The sequence below is a fragment of the Amylibacter sp. IMCC11727 genome (genome assembly GCF_029854195.1).
Taxonomy (GTDB): Bacteria; Pseudomonadota; Alphaproteobacteria; order Rhodobacterales; family Rhodobacteraceae; genus Amylibacter.
In genome coordinates this window covers 259,400-280,691 of record NZ_CP122960.1, presented here as the reverse complement: position 1 = coordinate 280,691, position 21,292 = coordinate 259,400, and the positions used below count along the sequence as shown (strand labels likewise).

Genomic DNA, 21,292 nt, shown 5'->3' with positions numbered 1-21,292 from the left:
TGGATTTCTCCACAGGCCTGTTTGGTCAGCAACTGGGGATTGGTTAATCCAGTCCCAAAAGCTTTTTCTTGTCTGACGCCCATTTCATGATCACCAAATCAAAGGTCAGCGCCATAAAGGCCACATTCAGACCGAGCACGAAGTTTTTGCCCATGTCCGCACCAGCCAAGGTGCGTTGCAATTCCTGACCCAGATCGACGGTCCCGATATAGGCGGCGATCATCGTCATAAAGAAGGCAAACATTAGGGCTTGGTTAAACCCAACAGCCATGGTTGGCAGTGCCAAGGGGAACTGAACAGACCACAGTTTCTGCATACGGGTTGCACCAGACATGTCAGCGGATTCTGTCATTTCGCTTTGAACGTTGCGCAGGCCTTCGATGGTATATCGGATCAGCGGAACCATCGCGAACACCATAATCGCGAACAGAACCGCAATTGGCGTGATGCTGAACAACATAATGGCAGGCAACAGGTACACAAAGCTCGGGAACGTTTGCGCCGTGTCAGCAGCCAGCAACAGGAACACATCGCGCAACATTTGCCCGACATAACGCCAGATAATGTAAAAGCTGATGGCGAAGATGATCCAGAAGACAACGCTGTACAGGACAGGAGACACCTCTTCCCCGCCAAACACGCCAAGCTTCCACAGCATGTACCGCAAGGTCCCAGCAACGATTAGCGACGCCATAAAGATGACCGAACGACGGAAGATCAAGCTGATCAAACCGACCACAACGTTCATGTTAATCCCGTTGGAGAAGTTAATGCGCTGCGCAGGCGGACCTGCGCCCCAAACTGCCAAAGGAATGGCAATAATGGCCGCAGCAAATGTAGAGGTTAGAACGTAAGAGATCGTGATAACGGAACGATCCCACCAACCAGAGAGTGCCACCCAGCTGAAGAATGCCAAAGCAATCAAGGCCTGTTTACGGCCCGCCATGTACCACGCAAAAGCAACAACAAAGGCCACGAATGCGGGCATTGGAATGGACAGAAGGAGGTTTCGGAACGGGATCAGAACATAGATGTTCATGAACCACCGCAACGTCTCAGTCACTGACTTTAGGGCAGGCGTTTGCAAGAGATCTTGCTTTACATATGCGTCGAGTGCCTTGCCTTGGCTAAAGTGTTGTTTCCGACCAATCTCGGACGCGATGTCCCAAACCTGTGCCAGCAAAATACAGCCAACAAATGCCAAAACCGAACCAACCAGAAACTTGTGGCGGACAAACCAGCTGGTGCCACGTTCGAAATGCACAGGCTGTTTCGCCACCCATGCTTTGGTCAAGCGGTCGAGCATAACCGCGAGCAGAACGATGGTGATACCAATTTCCACACTACGGCCCAGTTTGAAGCTGCCCATCATCGCAAGCAGTTTAGCCCCCAACCCTGGCATGCCGATAAAGGCTGTCAAAACAACCATCGCAAGGCTGAGCATGATAACTTGGTTCACACCCACAAGGATTTCAGTCCGTGCAGATGGAATATACACGTGGCGCATCATCTGCCAGCGGGTACAGCCAGACATTTTACCAGCCTCGATCACTTCGGGGCTGACCTTTTTCAAACCAAGCGTGGTCATAAGAACCATCGGCGGAATAGCATAAACCGTTGTCGCAACCGCACCCGCCGTAGGGCCAACCTTAAAGAAGATGACCGCTGGCAAAAGATAGGTGAAGAACGGGATGGTTTGCAGAATCGAAAGGATCGGCGAAAGCGCCGCTTCGACGGTGCGGCTTTTCCAAGCCCAGATTCCAAGCAACAAACCAACGAAAAACGCGACAGGAACCGCAACGACGAGGACCGACATTGTCTCCATAGCGATTTTCCACTGGCCAATCAGTGCCGTCCAAACAAACGTACCTGCGCCCAAAAACGCCAAACGCCAGCCGCCAAGATAGTATCCAACAATCCCAGCAACGGCCGCAATTGCGGTCCATGGGATTGGCCCGATGTTTGGCCAGCGACGTTTCCCAAACAAAAGGTTGGAGCTGGCGTCGATGATCCATTGCAATCCGCCTGTCAGCCAACGAGTGACATCAATCAGGTGCAAGTCATCTTTGATGAAATTAAAGATAGCATCCAAAATTGGCGCGAGCGGCGGAACCAAGCTTTCTGGTAAACGATGCAGGCTTTCGGGAAGCAACCCAAACCACTGCAACAAGGTTAGCAACACCGCGAAAATGCACAGCAACATAGCTGGCTTTTTCAACACGCTCGATGGTGAATTTTCAATGTTGGCTTCCATAGACATCAGCTTGCCCCGAGCAGGATATCAAGTGCGTCTTGACGATTCATGCCACCGATAATCTCGTCGCCTTTGGCAACCGGGATAACCTTGCGTTTGTCGGCAACCAACAGTCGAGCCATATCTTGTACGGTTTCGCTGGCTTGAACGGGATCGCCTGTCCCTTTTTGATCGGCTTTTGCCAGAACGCTGGCATGGACAACGCGGGCCTTGTCGATTTCCTCGGTGAACTTGCGCACGTATTCAGTGGCAGGGTTCAGAACGATTTGATCAGGTGTATCACATTGTTCAACCGCTCCGTCTTTCATGATGGCGATGCGATCTGCAAGGCGCAGAGCTTCGTCAAAGTCGTGCGTAATGAACACAATGGTCTTACCAAGCATATCTTGCAGGCGCAAAAATTCGTCCTGCATTTCACGACGGATAAGGGGATCAAGAGCCGAGAATGGTTCGTCCAAGAACCAGATGTCGGGCTCAATCGCCAAGGACCGCGCGATGCCAACACGTTGTTGCTGGCCACCAGACAATTCGCGGGGGAAGTATTCTTCACGGCCTTCAAGACCGACGAGTTTAATCACCTCTAGCGCACGTTCGCGACGCGTGTGACGGTCTTGGCCCCGCATTTCGAGCGGGAAAGCAACATTTTCCAAAACTGTACGGTGCGGTAGCAAACCGAAGGATTGGAACACCATACCCATTTTGTTACGGCGCAGCTCAATCAGTTCTTTTTCGGACAAGGACATGATGTCCTGACCTTCGACTTCGATGGTGCCACCTGTGATGTCGTGCAAGCGAGAGAAGCAGCGGACCAATGTGGATTTACCAGACCCTGACAAACCCATGATCACAAGCATTTCGCCACGACCAACCTCAATAGAAACGTCTTTCACGCCTGCGATGTAACCATCTGCACGAATTTCATCGAAGGATTTACCTTCTGGCATCGACGCAAGATAGTTTTCTGGACTTGGGCCGAACAGTTTCCACACATTTTTACATGAGATTACGGGTGCATCATTTGTCATGCCAGTGGTCCTAGTTTTTTATCTGATGTTAAGCGGAGTTTGCTTTGGATGAATTCGGAAATCCAGCCGAAACCAACTTTCTTGAAAAAGAACCCCGCCCGAGATGACCCGGACGAGGTTCAAACTTATGACGTTAGTCTTGGATTATTGTGTCCAAGGCATCCAAACGTCTTTGTTTGCTTCCAGCCAAGCTGTCGCTGCTTCTTCTGGCTCCATCTCGTCTGTGTCAACGAGTTTAGCCATTTCAGCGATCTGTGGGTTGGTGAAAGAGATTTTGGTCAGCGTTTCGTAAGCTGCTGGCCATTTGTCTTTCATGCCGTCCCAAGCTGCTTTCTTCAGGTAGCCTTTAGCAGGGTTACCACAGTCGTAAAGCGCGTTCGGGTTTGGACCAACGGATGGGTCTTTGTCACAGCCGTCTACCCACTCTGGGAATTCAACGAATTCACCTGGCCATACAGCTTCAGCAAAGTTTGGTGTCCAGTTGAACACTACAACTGGTTTCTTTTCGGCTTCGGCTGCGCCGATTTCAGCCCAAAGCGCAGCTGCGGAACCCGCGTTCACAACAACGAAGTCCATGTCGAGTGCTTCAACACGCTCTTTACCGTGCTTCAACCAGTCAACTGGACCGTCCAAGTAACGACCTTTGTCGCCTGTTTCAGCTGTCGCGAACACTTTTGCGCAATCGTTCAGTGCTTCCCATGAAGGCAGGCCTGGGCATGATTCTTTGGTCCACATTGGGTACCACCAGTCTTCGCGAGTAACCGCATTGTGGTCACCAGCGTCATGCAGACCGCCCTTTTCCAAAGCAGCGCGGAAAGATGCGCCGAAAGCGCCTTCCCATACTTCCAGTTCAAATGTCACGTCGCCGAGACGAACTGATTCATAAACTGCTTGGCTGTCTGTTGTAACGTACTCAACGTTGTTGCCCATGCCTTCGAGCATTTGGCCAACCACGTTGGACATCACAATTTGTGAAGACCAGTTGTGGATCGGAATGATAATCGGATCGCTGCTGTCTTCTGCCATTGCTGTGAATGGCATTGCTGCCAACACACCGGCTGTCAAAGCTGTTGTGAATTTCTTCATGTCTTTCTCCCTGATGTAACGACAAGTACGTCGCCTGTTACGAAGTTGAACGCTCTGATACTCTTCCGTCAAGGGCAGAGTGATTCCCTCGAGCGCGGCAATCTCCTTGAGGCATTCTGTCACATAATTTTCCTGACAATCAAGTTTTTTTCTTCTTGGGGATGGTACTTGTAGAAAATTCTGTGCAAGATTTTTTCACTATCAGTTTATTTTTATTGTCTGACAGTGAAAACTAGGGTTATCCTGTTTTCAACTTAAAACGCTGCAAAGCTGCCATTTTTGGACAAAACGGTCATGAATATTGAAAAATTGAGCATGGAACACGCAATAAAGCTGACTCAAGACCCACATCGCACGCGCGAAGGTGATCGCGAAAAAGTTTTAGAAGTGGCCATTGGCCGCGAAGTTCGTGCCTTTCGCCGCCAACAAGAAATTACCGTTGCGGAGCTTTCTCATCTGACAGGATTGTCTGTTGGTATGCTTTCAAAGATCGAAAACGGAAATACATCACCGTCTTTGACCACATTACAAACACTGGCCAACGCCTTGAGCGTGCCTTTGACCAGCTTTTTCCACCGCTTTGAAGAAAACCGTGAAGCCGTTCACACCAAAGCAGGGGAAGGGGTCGAAATCGAGCGTGCTGGAACGCGCGCCAATCATCAATACCAATTGCTGGGCCATATCGGATCAAACGCATCAGGCGTGATCGTCGAACCCTATTTGATTACACTGAATGACCAATCGGACGTGTTTCCTACATTCCAGCATGGCGGTATCGAAACCATTTACATTCTGGAAGGTGAAGTTGATTACCGTCACGGGGATGATGTGCATTCATTGCGCCCTGGGGACACGCTTTTCTTTGATGCAGATGCGCCGCATGGGCCAGAGAAGTTGGTCAAATTGCCAGCGCGATACCTGTCGATCATTTCGTACCCACAGAACACATAAAAAAGGGGCGCGATGTCGAAACATCACGCCCACCTTCTTGGCGATTCACTGATTATTTTTGCAGCGGTGGCTCTGTGTCTAGCTCTGGCCAGATGCCATCGGATGTGGGCAGGCCATCATCAAACTGAGACAGGTAATCAAGCATCATCGGACGGTTGTCGATGAAGCCTTTGTACGTTGCCAGCTCTTCAGGCAGATCACGGATCACACGGTGCAAACGACGACCCCATTTGGGCACTGTCATCAGATCCTGAAAGCTGCACAAATAGCAGCGGATCGGGAAGACGAGCGCGTTGGACCGCGGCAAACGATAGAACGTTTGCAGCTCCACACGCAGGTGCTGTTTAGAGCCGATGTTCTCGGGTGTCAGACCTGTCTTTTGGATGCCCCACTTGTGGTAGTTTTCTGGGGACGTATCGAGCAGCGGGTTCACAGTCATTGTCCAGTTCAGACGCCGCGCAGGAGCACCTTGCTGGATGTTCAGCAAGAATTTCAACGCCCGAACAAAGATGCCTTTTTCATGTGCCAATGGCACTGGCGCGTGCCATTCGAAAAAGTTCATGCCAATGTCAAAATCAAGTGACCAATCCGCCTGAGTTGTCACCATCCCTGCATCCATCCACAGGTTATCATCGCGCTGGTCCAGCACGCAGAAATCACCTTGCGACTGACGTGTGATGTATTCCATTGGACCGTAAGGCAGCGTGGTTTCATCCATGAATGTAAAGGTATCATCAATGCCAAGCGGCTTGTTGATCCAACGCCATTGGTCACCATCGCGGTGCAGTTCGAACAGATCAGGGTAGTCTTCGGATTTGGACACCATGATCAGTTCCAGCAAATCCCAACCCGCCAAGGTCATGTGCGGCAGGGATTGGCAACGCAATGGATCATCGGCCAGAACCATCGCGCGATCCCGCATTTCAGATACGTAGTGTTCATCCACATCAAAGCGTTTTTCGTAAACGCTATCTGCTGGGCCACCACGATGCTGTTCCATGTTCACAGCATACATGTAGCTGTCTTTGTCGAATGGGAACGGGAAGCGTTTAATCGCACGCTCTGTGTTATAGAACGAGTAGTCTTCGCGGAAAGTTTCGTCGTTAAATTGTATCGTCATCTTATCGGTCCAATACTAGTGTTTTGCCTTCAAAGCGGGATACGCAGGGCATGATTTTCTTACCAGAGGCATGTTCATCATCTTCAAGCCAGTGATCGCGATGAATGAAGTTGCCAGAGTAGTCGATCACGGATGTTTCGCACATGCCACACGCGCCACCACGGCACAGATAAGGTGCATCAACACCTTCACGCTCCATGGCTTCCAGCAGGCTCTCTTGCTCGCCTACTTGGATGACTTTGTTCGAAACGGCGAGTTTCACTTCGAACGGTTTACCAGGCTGTGGTGCGAGGAATTCTTCGTAATGAACAGCCTCGCGCGGCCAACCGAGTTCTTCGGCTTTACCGCGCACCCAATCAATCATACCTTTCGGGCCACACACATAAATGTGGGTGCCAAGAGGCTGACCATCGAGCAGGTTTTCCAGATCAATTGCTTGTTTCTGGTCGTCGTAATAAACGTTCACATCGTTTGGATGTGTTGTCGTCAGATAATCAACGTAAGAGCCAAGGGATTCTGAACGGCAAGCGTAATGCAACTCCCAATTCCCGTGGGCACGATCCAACTGTTTGATCTGCGCAAGAAATGGCGTGATGCCAATACCACCCGCGATCATCAGATGCTTTTTCGCCCGCAAATCAAGACTGAACAAGTTCACAGGGTTAGAGATCGTCATCTCGTCGCCCACTGATACGTTCTTGTGCATGAATACAGAACCACCACGGCCTTCGTCATCACGACGTACAGAAATGGTGTATGCTGTTTGATCAAACGGATCAGACATCAAAGAATATGGGTTCAGGCGCGTTACGCCGCCATCTTCCATTTCAACAACCGTATGTGCGCCACCTGAAAAAGTTGGCAACAAACCACCCGCAACGGGTTCAAATTTGAACCGTGTGACCAGTTCATTCAACGGGGTTACTTCGGTTACGCGAACTGCGATTTTTTCTGCGCCGCTCATTCGTAAATTCCTTTCGATGCAGGAACATTGCCAGGATCTTCGGCGTCGATGCAGACGCCTTGATAGGCGGCCAAACGACGCGAGTAGTGATCACGCACAAAGAGATTCAGGCCGCAGTGGGAACACTCAAATGGATCCACTTCCACATCTTCGGTGATGCCCTTGCAGTGAACGCACTGCATACGGCGCGCGACTGAACCGCGATGCTCTGTTTGAATGGCGGTGTGCGGAATGCCCGCTTTCATCGCTTCGTTCTGGGCTTGGCCCATCAGACCTTCGGTGCCAGTCAGATAGACCTGCAAACCCATGTGCGAGTCTTGCAGAACGCGCTGAATGCGTGTGACAGCTGCCGCATAGGACGGACCTTCGTAAAACTGTGACGGGTTTAGCGCCTTAAGTTTTTCGGAATAATCAGCTCCACGCGGAATGTAGATGATATGCGTTTTTGCCATAAGCTCTGGCGTAGCAATGTCCAAGATCGCTTCGGCACCTTCGGCGTCAGCGATCATCAGATGGTGTTTGCCCGCACGGGGTTCAAGCGTGCCGTAAACTGGACGGCTGCGGATAGAAGGTGGAAATTCGAATTTCGACATTTAGTCCTCGTCAAGACAAGTTAGGCGCGAGGTCTCCCCCGCGCCTGCGTGTTTTGTGAAATTAGCCTTTCGCTGCGCGAATGACCTTTTCCTTATCGTAGAATGGCATTTCTTCTGCCGTTGCTGCCAGCTCTGTTCCGTTTGGCTGTACAACTGTCAGCTTTGTGCCTGCTTTTGCCACGGATGGGTCAAGACGGGCGATCGCAACAGAATAGTTGTTCAGCTCGGAAGACAGGCCGTAGGTGATAACGCCAACGTCTTTACCTTCGTGCATAACACGAGCGTGCATTTCCATTTGCTCCATGCTGTCGGACAGCTGAACACCATAGATTTTGAAACGTTCTTTGCCTTCCAAAGCATAGTGGTTTTCGGCACCGATGAAGCCTTCTTTGCCAGGAGACACTGTGAATTCCAGACCCAGCTCCCAAATCGTGTCGCCACATGGCTCGTTGTCGAACGGGAAGGTTTCAGAGTTATCACCCGGATAGAACAGCAGGTAGCTTTCGATCCGCAGCATATCGAGCGTTGAGAACTGACATGGACGGATACCCATGCTTTCGCCTTCGGCCAAAATGTTGTCCCAAACATGGACTGCATCTTTTGCGGCAACAAAAATCTCATAACCACGCTCACCCGTGTAACCGGTGCGGGAAATCATGACGTTTTTGCCAAACAATTTTGTGTGGATGATGCCAAAGTAAGCCAGATCACGAATACCTGGAATGTGGTTGGCCAAGAAATCAACAGCCACTGGACCCTGCAAAGACATATCATGCAGATCGTCGTCCATGATCACAGCAACGTTTTTCGCCGCTGCCACAGATGTCAGCTGCTCCATGCCTGTGCCTGTGCCGTGTACAACCATCCATGTGTTCACCGCGAGGTGATAGATGATGCAATCGTCAATGAACTTACCTTCAGAGTTCAAAATAGACGCATAAGTGGAACGGCCAACGCCGATCTTTTCAACGTTGCGCGTTGTTACGCGGTCGATCACGTAAGCAGCGTCTTCACCAACAAGGTGTACTTTTTTCAGACCAGACACGTCCATAAGACCCGCCTTGGTACGGATTGCTTCGTAATCGGCTTTTGCACGCTCTGGTGTGTGGTCGTAGAACCAAGCCGTGCCCATGCCGTTCCAATCTTCCAGCTCGCCGCCAATTTCAGCGTGACGGTGTGCCAGTGCGGAATGTCTCCAGATAATTGCCATGATTTTTTCCCTGTCGTTGTGAGTCTTTATTTGTGCGTATTCAGCCTCAGACCATCCCAAAAAGCAAGAATGAGATGCAAAATATTTTCCTGAGAGGCAATATTTTTTCGGGTGAGGCATAAAAAAGGGCCGCCCAGAGAGCGGCCCTTTCAGGTTTTACTTCGATTATTTGTCGAATTTTTTCGCTTTTTTCGCTTCTTTCCCGTGACCGATCACGAGAACAGCAACGCAGATCGCGGCAGCAATGGCTGTGTAGAGGCCGGGCATTGAGCTGCCCCAACCAATGAACATTGCGCCATCTACGACTGACCAGTCAGCTTTGTCATATGGAAAACCCATGTGTTTTCTCCTTTTCTAAGATTATTCAGCTGGAGCCGCAGAGGCTGGAATGCCCTCTGGGTAGCCCTGAGCAGGAACCTTAACAGTATCCATACCCGCGAGTTCTGCACCTTCTGGCACACGCAGCATTCCGAACATCTTGAGGATGAAGGAACACACGTAGCCCGGAACAAAGCCAAGAAGGAAGAAAACAACCGCGCCGATAATTTGACCCATCAAGCTGATTGTTGGTGCGTCTTCGCCTTGAAGCGCTGGGTACCCAGACGCGAAGATGCCGAGCATAACCACACCATAAAGACCGATCGTACCGTGTACGGTGACCGCACCAACGGCATCGTCAATACCACGGCGCTCCAACCAATCCGCACACATCTTCAGAATCAGACCTGCAGAGAATGCGACGATGAACGTTAGACCAGGGAAGTAGATATCCAAGCCAGAAGCTGTGGAAATAATCCCTGCAAGCGCACCAGACATCATCCAGAACGGATCACGTGTCATGATCCAAGTGCCAATGATACCACCAGCAATCGCCATCAAGATGTTAAAGGACAAAGCAGACAGTGTGATTGGCGTACCGTAGATGGTTGCAGGTTTGTCACCGAACCAGCTCCATGCTTCGCCCGGTACGATCACACAAGCCATGAGGAAGCCCCAGAAACCAACGATGATCAACATCAAGCCGACGACTGTCATTGGCATGTTGTGACCCGCAATGTGGTTTGCAGAACCGTCCGCGTTGAACTTGCCGATCCGTGGCCCAAGGTTGATCAAAACGCCAAGCGCAAAGAAACCAGCAACCGCGTGTACAAGGCCCGCCGCGCCAAAGTCATGAACGCCGAATTTTGTAACCATCCAGCCGTCTGCGTGCCAGCCCCAAGCCGCTGCAACAACCCAAGCAAATGAGCCGAGCACGATCGCGAGGATAACAAAGCCAACTGTTTGAATGCGTTCAATCACAGCACCAGACATGATGGAAGCAGTTGTCGCTGCAAACAATGCAAAGGCGCCAAAGAACACACCAGACGCTTGGTCGGCAATATTCGGACCCATGTATTGTGCAGATTCACCCCAACCCCAAGCGATGGAGCTCGCATAAGCTGCGCCAGAGATACCTGCAGGACCTTCAGCGAAGGTCAAACCTGTTGGGAAGCCCCAATAGACCCACCAGCCAAAGAAGTAGAATGTTGGAATCATGAACGCAAAGGCGAGAATGTTTTTGACGCCTGAGCTGAGCACGTTCTTCATCCGTGATGCACCCATTTCATACGCAAGGAACCCTGCGTGAATGATGATCATCAACGGAATCGTTAGATAATAAAATGTCTCGGCAAACATCGTGTTGGTGACCTTCGCACCCGCACCTGCCGCCTCTAGCTCGGCCACTTTCGCGACCAATGCTGCGATTTGTTCTTCCACAGTAAACTCCCTTTCCACTGTTGTTAGGCATGCCGTCGTATACGCGTGCGCGGCATTATTAGTAGTCAAACACGAGAATTTCATTCTGGCTAGATTTTTTTTAACTATTATGAAAAAAAGTTTCCTAGTGGTTGAGCGCTTTTGAAAACAATGCTAGCGTTTGAGTCGATTTAAACTGATCTTCGGGAGGGCGTTGAACCATGTGTGGGATCGTCGGACTTTTTCTAAAAGACAAATCGCTGGAGCCAAAACTGGGCGATATGTTGACTGACATGCTGATCACTATGACGGACCGTGGTCCAGACAGTGCTGGCATCGCAATTTACGGTGGAGAATCAGAGGGTAAGGTGAAACTTACTGTACAATCTGATGATCCAGATACTTCGTTTCACAAGCTGGATAACGCCCTGCGTGACGCTGTAAAAGGCAAGGTCAGCATGCACGTGAAAGACACACATGCTGTGCTGGAAATCAACGCCGATCAGATGGCAACGGCCCGTGCCTATTTGGCCGAAAATCACCCTGAACTGCGCTTGATGAGCCGTGGCGAATCTTTGGAAATTTTCAAAGAGGTTGGTCTGCCAGAAAAAGTGGCAGAACGCTTTGAAGTGCGTCAAATGAGCGGTTCTCATGGAATCGGTCACACACGCATGGCCACAGAATCAGCTGTGACAACAATGGGTGCGCACCCGTTCAACACGGGCGATGATCAGTGCCTCGTTCACAACGGTTCTTTGTCCAACCACAACTCCCTGCGCCGCAAACTGCGTCGTCTAGGGGTTCACATTGAAACCGAAAACGACACCGAGGTGGGTGCTGCATATCTGACATGGAAAATGCAGACAGGCTCCACTTTGGGTGAAGCGCTTGAAAGCTCTTTGGATGACCTTGACGGCTTCTTCACATTTGTTGTTGGCACAAAAGACGGGTTTGGCGTTGTTCGTGACCCAATCGCCTGTAAGCCAGCGGTTATGGCAGAAACAGACCAGTATGTGGCCTTCGGTTCCGAATACCGCGCACTGGTGAACCTGCCAGGTATCGAAGACGCTCGCGTCTGGGAGCCAGAGCCCGCAACTGTTTACTTCTGGAGCCACAACGGGGCCCCAACTGCACAAGAAAAGGCAGCCTAATGCAAAGTTTCGATCTTGAAGCGCAGGGTCTGCGCGAACTGAACAAAACCCTTCACGCACAAGCTGAAGACACCAACCAAACGGTTTGGGAAGTTGTCAATCCACGCGGGGCACATGCCATCGCGGTGGGTCTGGACGCGCCGATCGAGGTGAACGTCAAAGGCTCCACTGGCTACTACTGTGGTGGTATGAACAAACAGGCGACTGTGCATGTTCACGGGTCCGCTGGTCCAGGCACAGGTGAAAACATCATGTCTGGCAAAATTGTCATCGAAGGTGATGCAAGCCAGTATTTGGGTGCGACAGGCCATGGCGGTTTGATCGTGGTCAAAGGCAACGCATCATCACGCTGTGGAATTTCCATGAAAGGCGTGAACATTGTGGTCCAAGGCAACATCGGTCACATGGCCGCGTTCATGGGCCAATCAGGCAACCTCGTGGTGTGTGGCGATGCTGGCGATGCGCTCGGCGATAGCTGCTATGAAGCGCGTTTCTTTGTACGCGGTACGGTAAAAAGCCTCGGTGCAGATTGTGAAAAGAAAGAGATGCGTCCAGAGCACATCGAAATCTTGAAAGGTTTGCTGGATGAAGCAGGCATTGATGCCGACCCATCCGAATTCACTCGTTATGGTTCCGCACGGAACCTCTACAACTTCGACGTCGACAACGCTGGCGCGTATTAAGGGTTTTAAGACATGACTGACAATAAGATCCCAAACACAACACCGCGCCAATCGGCAACGTTTACACAAGACATCAACAGTGACATCCGTCGCGCAGCAGCCACAGGGATTTATGATATCCGTGGTGGTGGTGCGAAACGCAAAGTTCCGTCCTTTGATGACCTTTTGTTCATGGGTGCTTCGATTTCTCGTTACCCTTTGGAAGGCTACCGTGAAAAATGTGAAACGTCCGTAACCATCGGTGGTCTGCATGCAGAAAATCCGATTGAATTGGATATTCCAATCACCATCGCTGGTATGTCCTTTGGTGCGCTGTCCGGCCCTGCCAAAGAAGCATTGGGCCGTGGTGCGTCCGAAGCGGGCACATCTACCACCACAGGTGATGGCGGCATGACACCCGAAGAACGGGGCCACTCCAGCAAGCTGGTTTATCAATACCTGCCATCCCGTTACGGTATGAACCCTGATGATCTGCGCAAAGCAGACGCAATTGAAATCGTGGTTGGCCAAGGCGCCAAGCCAGGTGGCGGCGGTATGCTGTTGGGCCAAAAGATTTCAGATCGTGTTGCACAGATGCGTAACCTGCCAAAAGGCATCGACCAGCGCTCTGCGTGTCGCCACCCTGACTGGACTGGCCCAGATGATCTGGAAATCAAAATCCTCGAACTGCGCGAAATCACAGGTTGGAAAGTGCCGATCTATGTAAAAGTTGCAGGCGCACGCCCGTACTATGACACGACACTGGCGGTCAAAGCAGGTGCGGATGCGGTTGTTTTGGACGGTATGCAAGGCGGTACAGCGGCGACACAAGATGTGTTCATCGAACACGTTGGTCAGCCAACACTGGCAATCATTCGTCCAGCGGTTCAAGCGCTGCAAGACCTCGGTATGCACCGCAAGGTTCAACTGATCCTGTCTGGTGGTATCCGTTCTGGTGCTGACGTTGCCAAAGCAATGGCGCTGGGTGCAGACGCAGTTGCAATTGGTACAGCTGCATTGATCGCGCTTGGGGACAACGATCCAAAGTGGGAAAAAGAGTACAATGAGCTCGGAACAACTGCAGGTGCATATGATGACTGGCACGAGGGCAAAGACCCTGCTGGTATCACAACACAAGACCCAGAGCTGATGAAGCGCTTTGACCCGATTGAAGGTGGCCGCCGCTTGCGCAACTACCTCAAGGTGATGACTCTCGAGGCTCAAACGATTGCGCGCGCTTGTGGTAAAAACCACCTGCACAATCTGGAGCCAGAAGATCTGGTTGCTTTGACAATGGAAGCGGCAGCAATGGCGCAAGTTCCATTGGCCGGGACCAACTGGTACCCAGGCAAACCAAACACATCTTTCTAAGTCTCTAAAAAGGCGCGGTCTTGTGACACGCGCCTTTTTCAATCACAGTTAACAAAGATAAAATCAGGGAGTGATCACATGACAACTGATCTCGCAAAGTTCGCCGAAGAAAACGGCGTAAAATATTTCATGATCTCCTTTACCGATTTGTTCGGTGGACAGCGGGCCAAATTGGTTCCTGCGCGCGCGATTGCAGATATGCAAGAAGACGGCGCTGGATTTGCAGGGTTTGCTACTTGGCTGGATATGACTCCAGCGCACCCAGATATGCTGGCTGTGCCTGATCCAGAGTCGGTGATTATTCTGCCATGGAACAAAGAAGTGGCTTGGGTGCCAGGCAACTGCGTAATGGAAGGCGAAGACGTTGCTCAAGCCCCACGGAACGTTTTGCGTCGCTTGATTGCCGAAGCAGCCGAAGAAGGCATGCACGTTAAAACAGGCATCGAGGCTGAGTTCTTCTTGCTGACACCAGAAGGCGACAAGATTTCTGACCCATTTGATACAGCGGCCAAGCCTTGTTACGACCAGCAGGCATTTGTGCGCCGCATGGATGTGATCCGCGAAATTTCTGATTACATGTTGGAAATGGGCTGGAACCCCTACCAGAACGACCACGAGGACGCGAACGGCCAGTGGGAAATGAACTGGGACTACGATGACGCGTTGAAGACTGCTGACAAGCACTCTTTCTTCAAGTTCATGGTGAAAACTGTTGCGGAAAAGCACGGCTACCGCGCCACATTCATGCCTAAGCCTGTAGAAGGTCTGACAGGGAACGGCTGCCACGCCCACATCTCCGTATGGGATGCACCTGGCTCTGCCGCTAAAACAAACGTTTTTGCAGCTCCTGTCAGCGACGAAAGCCAGACAACAGAATTGGGTCTTTCTGAAAAAGGTCGCCACTTCCTTGGCGGTATCATGAAGCACGCCTCTGCCCTTGCAGCGATCACCAACCCTACGGTGAACAGCTACAAACGTATCAACGCGCCGCGCACAATGTCTGGGGCCACATGGGCACCAAACACGGTGACTTGGACAGGCAACAACCGCACGCACATGGTTCGCGTACCAGGCGCAGGCCGTTTCGAATTGCGTCTTCCAGATGGTGCGGTGAACCCATACTTGCTGCAAGCGGTTATCATCGCTGCCGGCCTGTCTGGCGTACGCTCCAAAGCGGATCCTGGCAAACGCCACGACATCGACATGTACGCAGAGGGCCACAAAGTACGCGGCGCACCAAAACTGCCACTGAACATGCTCGACGCTTTGCGCGCTTACAACCGCGACAAAGAACTGAAGGCTTCTATGGGTGAAGAGTTCTCTAACGCTTACATGAAGATGAAGCATCAAGAGTGGAACGACTTCTGCTCACACTTCTCCGAGTGGGAACGCGCGAATACGCTCGATATCTAAATCGGACCCAACAAAAACAAGCAAAGCCGTGCTGGAAACAGTGCGGCTTTTTTGTATGAAATGGGTGTGGATACAGAACACGGAATTACGATAGGATAAGGAATGACCACACACTTGTCCCCTTCCCGCTTTGTCAGCGCACATTCGATCGGCGCAACGGTGCAGATCGTTGTGGATGCCATTTATTCGCGCATCCAAAACGGGACTTATGTGGTGGATGAAAGACTTCCCTCAGAACGAACTTTGGCCGCAGAGCTTGGGGTTGCCCGTAATACTGTGCGCGAAGCCTTGGACGTTTTGGAAACCCACGAACTGATCCGCAGACGCGCAGGCAGCGGGCGGTTTGTTAATTCGGAAACACTGGCAGCATCGGCCCCTTCAGAAATAGCTGCGCAAAGCAGCCCACTGGATTTACAAGTCATTCGCGGAATCCTTGAACCAGATATGGTGCGATTGGCTGTCATGAACATGCCGCCTAATGATATCGAATCTTTGGGTGAAACGCTGAGCAAGATGGAAGCGATCCAATCAGACGCTGATCAATTTGTGCGACTGGAAGAAGAGTTTTACCAAAAATTGGCAAGCGGAACAGGCAATCCACTTATCGTAGGGTGTTACGGGCTGGTCATAGACTCTTGCCGTCAAAGCTTTCGCGCTGCGCATTTGCGTAGGTATTTAACGCCTGCCCGTATTCAAACCTATCAGAAACGGTACAACAGCTTGTTCAACGCGCTCGCCGCACGCGACACAGAAGCAGCGGTCGAGTTTATTAAGCTGCATTTGATCGAAGAACAGCGGTTGATGCTTCAGGAAAACTGATATTCAGGCGTTCCAGCGCCCAGTCGTTGAAACCACATCTGGCCCAATTTTTCCATTTCCTGCTGCAACAAAGGCTGATGTTCATCAAGCCATGTTTCGATGGATTCAAAGGCAACGATGCGCGCCTTACCAGAGTGAATTTGCACCACAGGCCAATCGCCAATCAGCGCATTTTGAATCCCAAACAAGTCTTTGCCCCACCACGTTGCATCGCTAAAGGCATGGGACACTTGGCCAAGCTGCTTCATCGCTGCAAGTACAGACATCGACGATACGCTGCTCGCCTGTTCAACGGCGGCGTGCCAGATGTCAAGAATCGCAACATACTCCCAGCTTACCGCGGACCAAGAATTGGGAAATCGCCTGTTATATTCCTCAAAAAACTTCTTCGGCTGGTGGAAAAAGAAATCCTTTTCTGCCAAAGCTGGATCGTCAAAGTCGGGGAATTGAAAGGTGAATCCTTCCATGAATTCTTTGGATGTCTGTTCCACCAAATCGGTGTAATTATCCGCCGTACAAGACAGGATTTGCCCTGAATACCCCAGATCATAAGCCGCTTTTGTAAGGGCATGAACCATTGGCGAATAGCTGGTACACCAACACAAAACATCTGGGTTGCTTGCGATCATTTTGGAGACGATGGCGTGACCACTCTTCTCCTGCGGATCATATTGAATCTCTTCAACAATATTTACGCCTCGCGCCGCGAACGCAGCGCGATACGTTGCGAGTGAAGGCAGTCCCATCGCATCTGTTTGCGCACAAAGGGCCACAGATTTGGGTTTTTGCGTGCGACACAGCCAATCCACACCCGTAACATTATAAACAGGATGCACTTCACTTGGTGCTATGACGTAAGGGGTGTCAGGCGACAAATCGCTAGGCAATAAGGTGGAGGTCAGAACCTTATGATCTGTCAAAAACAGTTGAATGGATTGCAAAGCCGACCCACCCAACATCATCAAAAGGCTAACCTTTTCTTCCAAAACCAAATGTTCGGCACCGATTCGAGCTTCGCTTGGATCCACGCCGCAATCATAAGAAACAAGTTCCACTTTGCGTCGCTGGCCCCCAATTAACAGACCACCCGCAGCATTGAGCCAATCCACCCAAATTTCACACCCGTTCAAACCAGGTGCTCCCCAGCTTTCAACTGGTCCAGACAGCGGCCCCAAAAACCCAATCTTTACAGTACTTTGCCCCAAAGGATCGAGCTTGGGCAACTGCCCTGTAAGGGTCAGAAATTCTGCAAAGCTAGACATCTATTTCCTTCCTAATGCTTGACAGGTATTGAACCATAGTCTTTAAATTGGTTCAAACCAAATATACCATAATTAGTCCAAATAAGACCAAAGGGAGAAGTAAATGACGAAACGTGTAGCAATTATCGGTGCCGGGCCGAGCGGACTGGCACAAATGCGAGCCTTTCAATCTGCAGCCGCCAAAGGCGAGGAAATTCCAGAAATCGTTTGTTATGAAAAGCAATCAAACTGGGGTGGGTTGTGGAACTACACATGGCGCACGGGCCTTGATCAGTATGGCGAGCCTGTCCACGGCTCTATGTACCGTTACCTGTGGTCCAATGGTCCGAAAGAAGGTTTGGAATTTGCTGATTATTCATTCGAAGAACACTTTGGAAAACAGATCGCATCTTATCCACCACGCGCCGTTTTGTTTGACTACATCGAAGGCCGTGTGAAAAAAGCGGGCATCCGCGATTGGATCAAATTCGAAACAGTTGTGCGCCGTGTCGAAGCGGAAGGCGACAAATTCTCTGTTACGGTAAAAGATTTGCCAAGCGGCACTGAAAGCACCGAAGTGTTTGATCACGTGGTTTGTGCCTCTGGTCACTTCTCCACACCAAACGTGCCAGAATTCGAAGGCTTTGAATCCTTCAAGGGCCGCATTTTGCACGCCCACGATTTCCGTGATGCGTTGGAGTTCAAAGACCAAGACATCCTGATCGTCGGCACGTCCTATTCCGCTGAAGACATCGGCTCCCAGTGCTGGAAATACGGTGCGAAATCGATCACCGTGTCACACCGTACCGCCGCCATGGGCTATGACTGGCCCGACAACTGGCAAGAGGTGCCCCTGCTGACAAAAGTGGTTGGCAAAACAGCCCACTTCAAAGACGGCACAACCAAAGACGTAGATGCAATTTTGCTGTGTACTGGCTATATCCATCACTTCCCGTTCATGGAAGACGATCTGTGCTTGCGCACGGCCAATCGTTTGGCAACGGCGAACCTGTACAAAGGGGTGGCATGGATCGACAATCCAAACCTGTTCTACCTTGGCATGCAGGATCAGTGGTTCACCTTCAACATGTTTGATGCACAAGCATGGTGGGCACGTGACGTGATGATGGGCAAAATCCAGACGCCATCCAAGGAAGAAATGCTAGCCGATGTGGAAGACCGCGTCGCACGCGAAGACAAAGGCGAAGACGACTATGATGCCATTTGGTATCAGGGCGATTACGTCAAAGAGCTCATCAATGAGACAGATTACCCGACCTTTGATGTTGAAGGCGCGTGTCAGGCATTCAAGGAATGGAAAGGTCACAAGAAGGAAAACATCATGACCTTCCGCAACAATGGCTATAAGTCCGTCATTACGGGTACAATGGCACCAAAGCATCACACCCCTTGGAAAGATGCACTGGATGACAGCTTGGAAGTCTATCTGCAAAACTAATGCACCTCCTGGTCTTTCAACATGTTGAGGCCGAACACCCCGCCGCATTTGCCAAGCACATGGCCGCGGCGGGGGATACATTTGACACTGTTCGTTTCTTTGCAAACGACACCATCCCAGACTTTTCAGATTATGATGCGCTGCTTGTCATGGGCGGGCCGATGGATGTTTGGGAGACCAAAGTAAACCCATGGCTGATCCAAGAAAAAGCTGCCATTCGCACGTGGCTTCAAACCACCGGCAAACCTTATCTAGGCATATGTTTGGGCCACCAATTGCTGGTGGATGCAATGGGTGGAACCTGTACCAAAATGGCCTTGCCAGAATTGGCCCTTTCGGAAATCCACAAAACAAATGCCGCACAATCTGATGCGGTTTTCGCGCACCTGCCCGAGTCTTTCAAAGCGTTGCATTGGCATGGGGTGGAGGCATCCATTCTGCCGCCAAACGCCACTGTTTTGGCCCAGAATGAGGCCTGCGGCGTGCAAGCCATTCGTGTTGGATCATCTGCATGGGGTATGCAATTTCATCCAGAAATTATCAAAGGGCTGATTCCAACATGGCTACGCAATCCTGACAATGCTCAGTGCGCTGAAAGCTGGCTCCATTCCGCCACCGCGACCAAAGATTTATCGCATGCGGTCGAAGCGTATGTTCCCGAAGCCTTGACCTATTCCAAAACGATCTACACGGCCTTTCGCAAAGAAATGGGTTAATACCACTCATCCGGCAGACTGGATTTTCGATCAGCCATAAAGTCATCCAATTTTTTCTTAGCAGCTTCGTCAATCGCAGGCGGTTCATAGCTGTTTAACAGCGATTTCCACCGCGGAAACGCCCGTTGTTCCGCTGTAGGGCTCCCGTTTTCCTGCCATGTTTCAAATGGACCCGCCTCTGCGATTTCGGGTTCAAAATTTGCCGTCGAAAAATGCGCCATCGTGTGATCTGTGCTGAGGAAATTTTCACCTGGTTCAACCTGTTTGTAGGACGGTTTTGAAAGGGTGTCCTCAGACACTTCCATACCCGCGATCATTTTCAACAACGCGCCGCAGATATCCAAATCCATCACAAATTTTTCGTATCCCATGGTTAAACCACCTTCGAGCCAACCTGCCGCGTGCCACACTTGATTGGCTCCTGACAAGACAGTGGACCATAGGGCGGAAACGCTTTCAGACATAGCTTGCCCATCTGCAGAATTGGCTGATGTGATTTCACCGCCACCTGATCGAAACGGCACGTTCATCCGCCGGGCCAATTGGCCGAGCGCGAAAGTCACAAGGTTTGCCTCCGGTGTTCCAAAGGTCAACGCGCCAGATTTCAAGCTCATGGTGTTGTGGAAACTGCCGTAAACGATGGGACAGCCGGGTTGGATGATTTGGCACAGGGCAACGCCAGCCAAAACCTCTGCATGGGTTTGTGCAGCCACGGCTGCAGACGTAACTGGGCCCATTGCGCCACCAAATATCGCAGGAGAAATACAAACACATTGCCCAGCAGACGCGTAAACCCGCAAGGCACCCGTCATCGCTCCGTCATAAACAAGCGGGGAATTCACATTGATGTTGGCCTGCACCACAGGGGTGGCATTCATACGATCTCCAAACACCAACCGCACCATATCAAGTGTATCTTTGGCGCGATCAGGGTGGGTTACGGCCCCCATAAACGGCTTATCGCTCAGCGTGAGGTGAGCGTGGACCATATCCAAATGCCGCTTTGACACTGGCACGTCTGTGGGTTCGACAACTGTTCCACCCGAATGATGCAAATATGGCGTGGCATAGGTCATTTTCACAAAGTTGTGGAAATCGACAAGCGTCGCATACCGACGCCCCTGTTCAATATCCGTCACAAACGGCGAGCCATAGCCTGGCATAAACACGATATGATCGCCGCCCAATCGAATGGTTCTCGCTGGGTTCCGCGCTAACAAATCAAACGAACTCGGCGCAGTTGCGCACAACTGTCGCGCCAACCCATCTGGAAAAAACACGCGCACCCCTTCAACACGTGCGCCAGCGTCTGACAACAATTCCAGCGCAATGGGATCATCTCGAAACTCAATACCAATTTCAGACAGCAACCAATCCGCCTGTCGTTCCAAGGCGTCTATGTCGTGGCTTGGGAACGGCGCATAAGGTGGCATGATACGGCGCACAATTGCGGGTGCTGTAATAGTTGTTTGCGTTCGAAGCCTTGCTTTTCGTCCTGATCTTTTGACCGACATGAGCCA

General features: G+C 51.0%; 19 protein-coding genes. 8 read left to right on the top strand and 11 right to left on the bottom strand.

All coding sequences use genetic code 11. From position 1 onward, the window contains the following. Positions 1-43: 43 nt before the first annotated feature. The 3 genes from QBD29_RS01475 to QBD29_RS01465 all read right to left on the bottom strand — a co-directional run bounded on the left by QBD29_RS01475 (position 44) and on the right by QBD29_RS01465 (position 4,365). Positions 44-2,203 (bottom strand): ABC transporter permease subunit, encoded by a 2,160-nt coding sequence (locus QBD29_RS01475; protein WP_280101010.1) that lies wholly within the window; start codon positions 2,201-2,203, stop codon positions 44-46. Between the two features lie 56 nt (positions 2,204-2,259). Continuing rightward, positions 2,260-3,279 (bottom strand): glycine betaine/L-proline ABC transporter ATP-binding protein, encoded by a 1,020-nt coding sequence (locus QBD29_RS01470; RefSeq protein WP_280099569.1) that lies wholly within the window; start codon positions 3,277-3,279, stop codon positions 2,260-2,262. Between the two features lie 144 nt (positions 3,280-3,423). Then, positions 3,424-4,365 (bottom strand): ABC transporter substrate-binding protein, encoded by a 942-nt coding sequence (locus QBD29_RS01465; RefSeq protein ID WP_280099568.1) that lies wholly within the window; start codon positions 4,363-4,365, stop codon positions 3,424-3,426. Between the two features lie 294 nt (positions 4,366-4,659). On the opposite strand from QBD29_RS01465, the gene QBD29_RS01460 reads away from it, so the two are divergent. Next, on the top strand, positions 4,660-5,316 hold the full coding sequence (locus QBD29_RS01460) for a helix-turn-helix domain-containing protein (protein WP_280099567.1): 657 nt from the start codon (positions 4,660-4,662) through the stop codon (positions 5,314-5,316). Positions 5,317-5,368: 52 nt separating this feature from the next. On the opposite strand, the gene QBD29_RS01455 is transcribed toward QBD29_RS01460, so the two are convergent. The 6 genes from QBD29_RS01455 to QBD29_RS01430 form a co-directional block, all read right to left on the bottom strand. Beyond that, on the bottom strand, positions 5,369-6,436 hold the full coding sequence (locus tag QBD29_RS01455) for a DUF3445 domain-containing protein (protein ID WP_280099566.1): 1,068 nt from the start codon (positions 6,434-6,436) through the stop codon (positions 5,369-5,371). Between the two features lies 1 nt (position 6,437). Beyond that, on the bottom strand, positions 6,438-7,400 hold the full coding sequence (locus QBD29_RS01450; RefSeq protein WP_280099565.1) for a PDR/VanB family oxidoreductase: 963 nt from the start codon (positions 7,398-7,400) through the stop codon (positions 6,438-6,440). Continuing rightward, positions 7,397-7,993 (bottom strand): dimethylamine monooxygenase subunit DmmA family protein, encoded by a 597-nt coding sequence (locus tag QBD29_RS01445; RefSeq protein WP_280099564.1) that lies wholly within the window; start codon positions 7,991-7,993, stop codon positions 7,397-7,399. The genes QBD29_RS01450 and QBD29_RS01445 overlap by 4 nt, the downstream gene beginning before the upstream one ends. A 61-nt stretch (positions 7,994-8,054) precedes the next feature. Further along, complete coding sequence (locus tag QBD29_RS01440; protein WP_280099563.1) at positions 8,055-9,203, bottom strand: aminomethyltransferase family protein; 1,149 nt, start codon at positions 9,201-9,203, stop codon at positions 8,055-8,057. Positions 9,204-9,368: 165 nt separating this feature from the next. Beyond that, positions 9,369-9,542, bottom strand: coding sequence for a hypothetical protein (locus tag QBD29_RS01435; RefSeq protein ID WP_280099562.1), 174 nt, complete (start codon positions 9,540-9,542; stop codon positions 9,369-9,371). Between the two features lie 21 nt (positions 9,543-9,563). Beyond that, the gene (locus tag QBD29_RS01430; protein ID WP_280099561.1) at positions 9,564-10,961 is read right to left on the bottom strand and encodes an ammonium transporter; all 1,398 of its coding nucleotides are present in this window, start codon (positions 10,959-10,961) and stop codon (positions 9,564-9,566) included. 200 nt (positions 10,962-11,161) lie between these two features. Between QBD29_RS01430 and QBD29_RS01425 the strand changes: the two genes are divergently transcribed. From QBD29_RS01425 to QBD29_RS01405, 5 genes are all read left to right on the top strand, one after another. Further along, positions 11,162-12,091, top strand: coding sequence for a glutamine amidotransferase family protein (locus tag QBD29_RS01425; RefSeq protein WP_280099560.1), 930 nt, complete (start codon positions 11,162-11,164; stop codon positions 12,089-12,091). Next, on the top strand, positions 12,091-12,774 hold the full coding sequence (locus QBD29_RS01420) for a GXGXG domain-containing protein (protein WP_280099559.1): 684 nt from the start codon (positions 12,091-12,093) through the stop codon (positions 12,772-12,774). Before QBD29_RS01425 ends, QBD29_RS01420 begins: the two co-directional genes overlap by 1 nt. 12 nt (positions 12,775-12,786) lie before the next feature. Beyond that, positions 12,787-14,124, top strand: coding sequence for an FMN-binding glutamate synthase family protein (locus tag QBD29_RS01415; protein WP_280099558.1), 1,338 nt, complete (start codon positions 12,787-12,789; stop codon positions 14,122-14,124). Positions 14,125-14,202: 78 nt separating this feature from the next. After that, entirely contained in the window at positions 14,203-15,537 is a 1,335-nt protein-coding gene (gene glnT / locus QBD29_RS01410) for a type III glutamate--ammonia ligase (protein WP_280099557.1), read from the top strand. A 102-nt stretch (positions 15,538-15,639) separates the two neighbouring features. Next, complete coding sequence (locus QBD29_RS01405; protein WP_280099556.1) at positions 15,640-16,356, top strand: FCD domain-containing protein; 717 nt, start codon at positions 15,640-15,642, stop codon at positions 16,354-16,356. Here the strand turns inward: QBD29_RS01405 and QBD29_RS01400 are convergent. Beyond that, positions 16,344-17,618, bottom strand: a complete 1,275-nt coding sequence (locus tag QBD29_RS01400; RefSeq protein WP_280099555.1) for an ABC transporter substrate-binding protein — start codon at positions 17,616-17,618, stop codon at positions 16,344-16,346. The genes QBD29_RS01405 and QBD29_RS01400 overlap by 13 nt on opposite strands. Before the next feature lie 103 nt (positions 17,619-17,721). Between QBD29_RS01400 and QBD29_RS01395 the strand changes: the two genes are divergently transcribed. Together QBD29_RS01395 and QBD29_RS01390 are read left to right on the top strand one after the other, a co-directional pair. Continuing rightward, a complete protein-coding gene (locus QBD29_RS01395) occupies positions 17,722-19,056 on the top strand; it encodes an NAD(P)/FAD-dependent oxidoreductase (RefSeq protein ID WP_280099554.1) in 1,335 nt (444 codons plus the stop codon). After that, positions 19,056-19,772 (top strand): type 1 glutamine amidotransferase, encoded by a 717-nt coding sequence (locus QBD29_RS01390; protein WP_280099553.1) that lies wholly within the window; start codon positions 19,056-19,058, stop codon positions 19,770-19,772. The genes QBD29_RS01395 and QBD29_RS01390 overlap by 1 nt, the downstream gene beginning before the upstream one ends. Here the strand turns inward: QBD29_RS01390 and QBD29_RS01385 are convergent. Beyond that, positions 19,769-21,286, bottom strand: coding sequence for a trimethylamine methyltransferase family protein (locus QBD29_RS01385; RefSeq protein WP_280099552.1), 1,518 nt, complete (start codon positions 21,284-21,286; stop codon positions 19,769-19,771). The two genes, QBD29_RS01390 and QBD29_RS01385, sit on opposite strands and share 4 nt — an antisense overlap. Positions 21,287-21,292: the final 6 nt, after the last annotated feature.

Bases quoted from the DNA above. Each gene is read 5' to 3' on its own strand.
- QBD29_RS01475 (WP_280101010.1), bottom strand. From the start codon at position 2,203: ATGTTGCTGTGCATTTTCGCGGTGTTGCTAACCTTGTTGCAGTGGTTT.
- QBD29_RS01470 (WP_280099569.1), bottom strand. From the start codon at position 3,279: ATGACAAATGATGCACCCGTAATCTCATGTAAAAATGTGTGGAAACTG.
- QBD29_RS01465 (WP_280099568.1), bottom strand. From the start codon at position 4,365: ATGAAGAAATTCACAACAGCTTTGACAGCCGGTGTGTTGGCAGCAATG.
- QBD29_RS01460 (WP_280099567.1), top strand. From the start codon at position 4,660: ATGAATATTGAAAAATTGAGCATGGAACACGCAATAAAGCTGACTCAA.
- QBD29_RS01455 (WP_280099566.1), bottom strand. From the start codon at position 6,436: ATGACGATACAATTTAACGACGAAACTTTCCGCGAAGACTACTCGTTC.
- QBD29_RS01450 (WP_280099565.1), bottom strand. From the start codon at position 7,400: ATGAGCGGCGCAGAAAAAATCGCAGTTCGCGTAACCGAAGTAACCCCG.
- QBD29_RS01445 (WP_280099564.1), bottom strand. From the start codon at position 7,993: ATGTCGAAATTCGAATTTCCACCTTCTATCCGCAGCCGTCCAGTTTAC.
- QBD29_RS01440 (WP_280099563.1), bottom strand. From the start codon at position 9,203: ATGGCAATTATCTGGAGACATTCCGCACTGGCACACCGTCACGCTGAA.
- QBD29_RS01435 (WP_280099562.1), bottom strand. From the start codon at position 9,542: ATGGGTTTTCCATATGACAAAGCTGACTGGTCAGTCGTAGATGGCGCA.
- QBD29_RS01425 (WP_280099560.1), top strand. From the start codon at position 11,162: ATGTGTGGGATCGTCGGACTTTTTCTAAAAGACAAATCGCTGGAGCCA.
- QBD29_RS01420 (WP_280099559.1), top strand. From the start codon at position 12,091: ATGCAAAGTTTCGATCTTGAAGCGCAGGGTCTGCGCGAACTGAACAAA.
- QBD29_RS01415 (WP_280099558.1), top strand. From the start codon at position 12,787: ATGACTGACAATAAGATCCCAAACACAACACCGCGCCAATCGGCAACG.
- glnT (WP_280099557.1), top strand. From the start codon at position 14,203: ATGACAACTGATCTCGCAAAGTTCGCCGAAGAAAACGGCGTAAAATAT.
- QBD29_RS01405 (WP_280099556.1), top strand. From the start codon at position 15,640: ATGACCACACACTTGTCCCCTTCCCGCTTTGTCAGCGCACATTCGATC.
- QBD29_RS01400 (WP_280099555.1), bottom strand. From the start codon at position 17,618: ATGTCTAGCTTTGCAGAATTTCTGACCCTTACAGGGCAGTTGCCCAAG.
- QBD29_RS01395 (WP_280099554.1), top strand. From the start codon at position 17,722: ATGACGAAACGTGTAGCAATTATCGGTGCCGGGCCGAGCGGACTGGCA.
- QBD29_RS01390 (WP_280099553.1), top strand. From the start codon at position 19,056: ATGCACCTCCTGGTCTTTCAACATGTTGAGGCCGAACACCCCGCCGCA.
- QBD29_RS01385 (WP_280099552.1), bottom strand. From the start codon at position 21,286: ATGTCGGTCAAAAGATCAGGACGAAAAGCAAGGCTTCGAACGCAAACA.